The 6797-nt window shown below is 62.8% G+C and carries 5 protein-coding genes; 1 reads left to right on the top strand and 4 read right to left on the bottom strand.

What is annotated here, in order from left to right; genetic code table 11:
* The coding region (locus G3574_RS21485; protein WP_163967587.1) for an EAL domain-containing protein at positions 1–3067 on the top strand (3067 nt) is incomplete at its 5' end.
* A gap of 39 nt (positions 3068–3106) precedes the next feature.
* On the opposite strand, the gene G3574_RS21480 is transcribed toward G3574_RS21485, so the two are convergent.
* The 4 genes from G3574_RS21480 to G3574_RS21465 all read right to left on the bottom strand — a co-directional run bounded on the left by G3574_RS21480 (position 3107) and on the right by G3574_RS21465 (position 6768).
* Complete coding sequence (locus G3574_RS21480) at positions 3107–4351, bottom strand: M20/M25/M40 family metallo-hydrolase (protein WP_163967586.1); 1245 nt, start codon at positions 4349–4351, stop codon at positions 3107–3109.
* Between the two features lie 686 nt (positions 4352–5037).
* On the bottom strand, positions 5038–5244 hold the full coding sequence (locus G3574_RS21475) for a DUF6494 family protein (protein ID WP_041862738.1): 207 nt from the start codon (positions 5242–5244) through the stop codon (positions 5038–5040).
* A gap of 430 nt (positions 5245–5674) precedes the next feature.
* On the bottom strand, positions 5675–6049 hold the full coding sequence (locus G3574_RS21470) for a hypothetical protein (protein WP_163967585.1): 375 nt from the start codon (positions 6047–6049) through the stop codon (positions 5675–5677).
* A gap of 41 nt (positions 6050–6090) precedes the next feature.
* Positions 6091–6768 carry a hypothetical protein gene (locus G3574_RS21465; protein WP_235953549.1) on the bottom strand — a complete coding sequence of 226 codons (678 nt, stop codon included), beginning with the start codon at positions 6766–6768 and terminating at the stop codon, positions 6091–6093.
* Between the last annotated feature and the right edge of the window lie 29 nt (positions 6769–6797).

Below are 6797 nucleotides of genomic sequence, written 5' to 3'. Positions count from 1 at the left end.
CAGCCATTACATCGCCCAGGTCGCCGGCGCGCTCGCGGCGGTCGCGTCGGCGCAGATGTCGAGGACACAGGAAAGCGCGCAGGGGAAGGCTGCCGACACTGCCGCGCTTGCCGCGCCGTGGGCGCAGCGCCTCGCCGACGAGGAAAGCCGGAGCGACGGCGAACTCGGCACCAGCGCGCTCAGCGAGCAGCTGGTGGCAGCCCTGTCGGCCAGGGACGGGCCGACAGCGGACACGCTGGCGCAATCCGGCCACCTCAAGGCCTACGCGCTCGGCCATGAGCTGCTGACGCGGATCGGCAACCAGTCCAACCTCATCCTCGACCCCGACCTCGATAGTTACTACACGATGTCGCTGGTGGTGCTGCGCTTCCCCGACCTGCTGGAAGCGATGACCCGGCTGGCAACGCCCTGCGACGGTGCGTCGGTGCCGGAGCAGCCGCTGTCTTGGTGCGAAAACCGCTTCATCGCCGTGCAGGGACGCTTCGACACGATCGTCACCGGCATCCGCAGCGACTTCAGCGAAGCGGTTGCCGCCGCCTCGCCGGAAGTCGCCGCGCGGCTGCGGCAGGATGGCGCCCGGCTGCTCGCGTCGCTCGACGCCTTCCGGAGCGACAGCGAGCGCGCCGCCGGAATCACGGGCGGCACGCTCCTCCGGGACGTCTTCACCGAAAACGCGCTCGAGTCCGTGAAAACCCTGTCGTCGATCTGGTCGAGTGCGACGGCGGAACTCGACCGGATGCTGCAGGCCCGCATCGAGCGCGAGTATGGGCGGATGTGGCTGCACCTCGGGACGGCGGCCTTGTTCCTGCTGGTGATCCTGTCCATCGTCTACTTCGTCGCCCGGCAGATCTCTTCGCCGATCAAGATGCTCGCGGCGGTGGCCGACGACGTCAGCAAGAGCGGCAATTACACCTTGCGCGCGTCTTGGTCCAACCGGGACGAGATCGGCCGGCTGGTGGACGGCTTCAACAACATGCTGGAACGCCTGAACATGCAGCGCATGCAGGAACAGGAACTGGAAGCGCAGCGGCGCGCGGCGCATGCGCAGCAGGTGCTGCTGGATTCCGTGCCGCTGGCGCTGGTGGTGACCTCCATCCCGGACCACCGCATCCTGCATTCCAACGAAGCGGCGAAGATGTGGATGAATAGTAGCGGCGCCGATCCCTGGGCCGCCGGCATGGACCGCGATGCCCGCGCCCGGTTTTTCCAGATGCTCAGCGACACCGGCAAGGTGGATGAGTTCGAGGTGCGCTGGAACGCGATGGACAGGCCGACCTGGTCGCTCGTGTCGGCGCGCCGGATCGAATACCAGGGCACCATGGCCGTCCTGACCACCTTCACGCCGATCTCCCGGCTCAAGGCGCTGGAGGAGCGCATGGAGCTGTCGTCGAAGGTGCTGGCGTCTTCGTCCGAAGGCGTCGCCATCCTCAATCCGCGCTTCGAGATCACCTTCGCCAATCCAGCCTTCTGCAACGCCGTCCACTACGAACGGCTGGAACTGATCGGCAAGCCGATGACGGCGCTGGTCGGCGGCATGGAAGACGAACAGGAACATCATCCGCTCACGAGCGACGCGATCCGGGCGGGCCGCCCCTGGCAGGGAGAGGTGCGGATCGTGCGCAAGGACAAGCAGTCGTATTCCGCGTGGCTGGTCATCGACAGCCTGTGGAATGCGCAGCGGGAGTTGTCGCATGTGATCGCGACGACCATCGACATCACTCGGCTGAAGGAAGCGGAGCAGCGCATCCAGTACATGGCGCATCACGATCCCCTGACCGACCTGCCCAACCGCATCCTGTTCGAGGAAAGGCTGTCGGTCTCCCTGCAGCAGGCGAACCGCAGCGGCGCGAAGGTGGCGGTGGTCTTCATCGACCTCGACCGCTTCAAGAACATCAACGATTCGATGGGCCACCATGTCGGCGACGGCCTGCTGCGCTCGGTGGCGCAGCGCCTGCTGACCGCGACGCGGGCGGGCGACACGGTGTGCCGGCTCGGCGGCGACGAGTTCGTGCTGGTCCTCAACGACGTCGACGGTCCTCAGGAGGTGGGGACGATCATGGAACGGCGGCTGCTGCCGGGCCTGTGCGAGCAGCACCAGGTGGAAGGCGTGAGCCTGTATGTCACCTGCAGCGTCGGCATCGCGATGTATCCCGGCGACGGCCTTTCCATCAGCGACCTGATGCGCAATGCCGACGCGGCGATGTACAAGGCCAAGCATTCCGGACGAAACAATTTCCAGTTCTTTACCGCGGAGCTGAACGACCAGGTGGTGCAGCGGCTGCATCTCGACAGCGAATTGCGCCGCGCCGTGCTGCAGAACGAGTTCGTGCTGCATTACCAGCCTAGGGTGTCGGCCAGGCGCGGGGGGGCGGTCGGCTTCGAGTGCCTGGTGCGCTGGGAGCATCCGGAAAAGGGCTTGCTCCCTCCCGTGCATTTCATCGAGGCGGCGGAAGAGTCGGGCATCATCGGCGAGATCGGCACCTGGGTGCTGCGCGAGGCATGCCGGCAGCAGCGCGAATGGAAGGCCCGGGGGCTGGGCGAGATTCCGCTGTCGGTCAACATCTCGGCCTTGCAGCTCAAGGACCAGGGATTCCTGTCCATCCTCAAGGGCGCGCTGACGGCGCATGGCACCACGCCGGGCAGCATCGAACTCGAGCTGACCGAATCGACCCTGATGGATCATGCCGAGCAGGCCATCAAGCAGCTGCAGGAAATCAAGCGCCTCGGCGTCCTGGTGTCGGTCGATGATTTTGGCACCGGCTATTCCAGCCTCAACTACCTGTATCGTTTCCCGCTCGACAAGATCAAGATCGACAAGTCGTTCGTGCGCAACGTGCACACCTCGGCGCAAAGCCATGCGGTGACGAAGGTGATCATCGGGCTAGGCCAGGCGCTCGGCATGGGCGTGGTTGCGGAGGGAGTGGAGTGCGAGGAGGAGCGCGAGCTGCTCGCCCGCGAGGGATGCGATGAGTTCCAGGGTTACCTGTTTTCGCGGCCGATGCCGGCGGCGCAGGTGCCGCCGTGGCTCGCGCGGCAGGACTGGAAAACGGCGCTTGCAGCGGAATAGCGCCGTTCGGAAATCGGGCAGCCCAAGCTGCCCGTGCGCTTACTTCCTGGCGCCCAGCTCCATGATCATCCGCGTCAGCAGATAGAAGCGCGGCACGATGCTCTCGATTTCAGCGTACTCGTCCGGCGTATGGATGTTTCCGCCAACGATGCCGAAACCATCCAGCGTCGGCGTGCCGACGCCCGCGGACAGGCTGGCGTCCGCCGCTCCGCCGCTGCCTTCCAGCGTCAGCTTCTTGCCCAGTTCGGCATAGATGGCTTGCGCGGTCCCGGCAAGCGCGTCCGACTTCGCGTTCTTGGGCATCGGCGGGAATCCGCGGATCACGCTCGTTTTGACTTGCGTGTCGGGAATCAGCTTGTTCGCGGCGATGTTGGCCATGTCTTTCTCGACACGATCGAATTCCTCGGGCACCGCGACGCGCACGTCGCCGTAGCCGGTCGCCGCGTCGGGAATGACGTTTTTCGCTTCGCCGGTCTTGAGAACGGTGAAGTTGACGGTGGTCTGCTTCTGGCTGTCCCCGAGGTTGCGCATCGCGAGCACCTGATGCGCCAGTTCGACCGCGGCGTTGCGGCCGCTCTCGGGCGCGACGCCTGCATGGGCCGCCTTCCCCTTGACGTCGATGACGGCGGTTCCGCTGCCCTTGCGCCAGACGACGAGTCCGTCGGCCGGCCGGCCGGGTTCCAGGTTCAGCGTGACGTCATGTTCCTTGGCGAGCTTCTCGATCAGGGAGCGCGTCCCGGTCGAGCCGGTCTCCTCATTGGTGTTCACCAGCAAGGTAATCCGGCCGTAGTTCCGGAAATCGATCTGCTTCAGGATTTTCAGGGCATAGAGCCCGGCGACGATGCCGCCCTTGTTGTCCATGACTCCGGGGCCGTAGGCACGGCCGTCCTTGACTTGGAAAGGCTTGGCGGCCGCCGTGCCATCCTTGAACACCGTATCCATGTGGGCCATCAGCAGGATTTTCGCGCTGCCTGTTCCGGTGAAGGTTGCCAGGATGTTGTTGCTCAAGGCTGGCGCCGCTGGAACCACCTCGACATTTGCGCCCAGTTTCTTCAGTTCTTCCTGGACGATGCCGCCGACCTGGTCCAATCCCTTGGCGTTGGCCGTGCCGGAATCGATGTTGACGAGGCGTTCCAGCAGCTTGACGGCTTCGTCCTTGTATTGGCTGGCGCTGTCGAGAACCTGCTTGTTGGGCTCAGCCGATGCGTTCTGCATCGCCAGGGATGCGGTCAGGCCGATCAGCATGCTGAACACGAGTTGGCAAGGCTTGGAATTTTTCTTCATGTCTCCTCTTTCACGGTAGCGGCCCGCAGGCTGTAGCAGGCCCCATAACCTGAGATTTTCCTTCCTTACGAATCAAGGCTTTACGGACGGTGGGAAGCATCCTGTGAGATTTTGGGAAGCATAACGTGAGATTTTTCCTCTCACAGTAGCGGCCGCCTAGCCGCCGATTGCCATCTCGACGAACGTCACCCATCGCCATCGCCCATCAACGGAAGCACCCAAAAACTGTCCGTCAAATATGCCTATTTTTTCAGATTTGAAATCACGGGAAATAGCACTGACCGGCCGGCATAGCGTCATTGTGTGGAGATGCACTCGGCGGATGCCGAGGCGGAGAAGATAACGACGGCGGAACCGAATCGGCCAGACGCATCGTGAGCATCACGTTCCACAACCAGCGCACCCGCCAAAAATGAAAAAAGGCCGAAGTCCACAGATAGCCAACCGTCTGCTGCTAGTCGGGTATGGAGCGTGGCCCTTGGGCAAATGCAATATAGCGCGTCAGTTGCCGCTGACGCGCTACTGTTGCCGTAAGTTGATTACGCGCGCAAGACCTCGAAATTCACACTGCGCTCGACGTCCCAACGAAAGCCCTAAACCCGGCTGGCCGCTCGGTCATTTCACTTAAAGCACAGGGATTCTTGGTCCAGATACCTACTGGGCGCGCCGTCACGGACACTCCCTGTCTACTCCAGAGCGATAGTGCCCTCGAATGTCACATTCAATTTGACGCCGGCAATCTCAAGCGTCATCGTGGCAGGGAGCTTTTCATTCCCGGTTATGGCCTTCTCGGCCAGCGCGCTGGCGACCGCTTTCTCGATTTCGTTCTGGGAGCTGACGCCCACCATCTTCAGAAATTTGCGCAGACTCAGGTTGAATGTTTCTTCGTTCATGATTCCCTCTTCCAAATGCCCCTTAGCCCGCTCCCCCTTCCCTACCGTACGTGATTCATATGGGTTGCAGCGGTTGGCCATTTGTCCAGCTGCGCCCGACACACCTCGAGCTCTCGGGACAGCGCGTCGATGTGCGACTGCATGCTAGCGGCCCGCCTAAGCAACTGGCCGACTTGGTCCCAGTATTCATAACCTAGGTCGCCGTCTGCCAGTGCGAGTTCATGGAGCTTGCGAAGGGCGACGTCCAAGTCGATGCGATTGTCTGATGACATCATTTTCCTCCCCGGTTTGTCCGCACCATCCTCCACTCGAAACCCAAAACGACCGCGCCTTTGTCTCGCTTAGTGTAAGCGCTTTCTCCCGCGAGTCGAGTTCAGGTTAGCATGTGCAGAGATTGATGGTCGAAGTTTGAGCAACGGTTTCCGGTCAGTCAATCCCGAATTCGCTTATCGCTTGGCTCGTCGGCAGCGCGGGAGTTTGCATCCTTCAGGATTTGCCGGGTGCGTGACATGCGCCACGAACTCTCTGCGGCAGAGAAATCCCATGTACCGGAGCGAACCTTGTGCTCGACGCCCAACTCGACCCGGCGCCAGGCCGCATCGAAGCCCCATCCTTTGGTGTCGATTTTTCGCTGGGTGTAGAGCGCAAGCTGTTGCGCCAGGTCTTCGCACGCGGCATACCGCTCGTACAGCGCATCGGGCGTCAAACCAGCAAAGTAGCGGTTGTCGACTTTGCGCAGCAGGAGCTTCGGACCCGAGCCTGCAAGCGCGCCCGCCTGCGTCTCCCGCGGAAAATCTTCCGGCATAGCATGTTCATTCGTCTGGCCGCCTCCTGCCGGCCAAGGAACTACGGCGCGGGCACGAACAGGTCGTGTCCGGCCCGCGCCCCGAGCATGGCCAGCCGACCGAGGTCGGCGATTCGAATCAGTCCGCCGCGCATGGCACCATCAGGAAGCGGCTTCGCACCGACCAGTTCGACGCCGGGCAGCAAGCGCGTCAGCGCCGACGACTTTGTACCCATGGAGCGAGCCAGGTCGGCCAGCGGGATATAGCTCTGGCGGAACGCCAGCAACTGATGCGGCAACACGACACGGCAAGGCTGGCCACGACGTTGAATCGACTCGGACGCCAGCAGTCCTTCGTCCACCCAGTGCGCGATGGATTCCCATTTCCAGCCGGTCGCTTTGGCCAGTTGCTGAATCGACATACCGGCCTCGAGCAATGGCGTGCCGAAATACCGCGACACGTCCGCCCTCCGAAAAGACATTTCGTCCAGTGTTCGAGCATGGGCGACGGCTTTCACAGCGCCATTTGCAACGGCCTGCATCAGCGACTCGATGGCCTGCTTCTCGCCCAGGCGCCGGCTGGTCAGTTCCGCCCAGGTGAGGGTCGCATCGTCGGCGACCGCAACGGGTGCGGCCCACTGGTCCACACGCGCATATAAATCCAGCATCGATTGGCGTTCGACCGGGCCGCCTTTCATGAGGTCTTCGCGCCAGCGGATGTCGGACCGGATATCGGACACGGCTCGACCATTTCTTCATATATCGGCCA

This window comes from Noviherbaspirillum galbum, assembly GCF_010974945.1.
Lineage (GTDB): Bacteria > Pseudomonadota > Gammaproteobacteria > Burkholderiales > Burkholderiaceae_D > Noviherbaspirillum > Noviherbaspirillum galbum.
The sequence above is the reverse complement of the archived record's forward strand: the minus strand, read 5'-3'. Positions and strand labels throughout refer to the sequence as shown.

Excerpts from the sequence above, each read along its gene's own strand:
- G3574_RS21480 (WP_163967586.1), bottom strand. The coding sequence starts at position 4,351 with ATGAAGAAAAATTCCAAGCCTTGCCAACTCGTGTTCAGCATGCTGATC.
- G3574_RS21475 (WP_041862738.1), bottom strand. The coding sequence starts at position 5,244 with ATGAACGAAGAAACATTCAACCTGAGTCTGCGCAAATTTCTGAAGATG.
- G3574_RS21470 (WP_163967585.1), bottom strand. The coding sequence starts at position 6,049 with ATGCCGGAAGATTTTCCGCGGGAGACGCAGGCGGGCGCGCTTGCAGGC.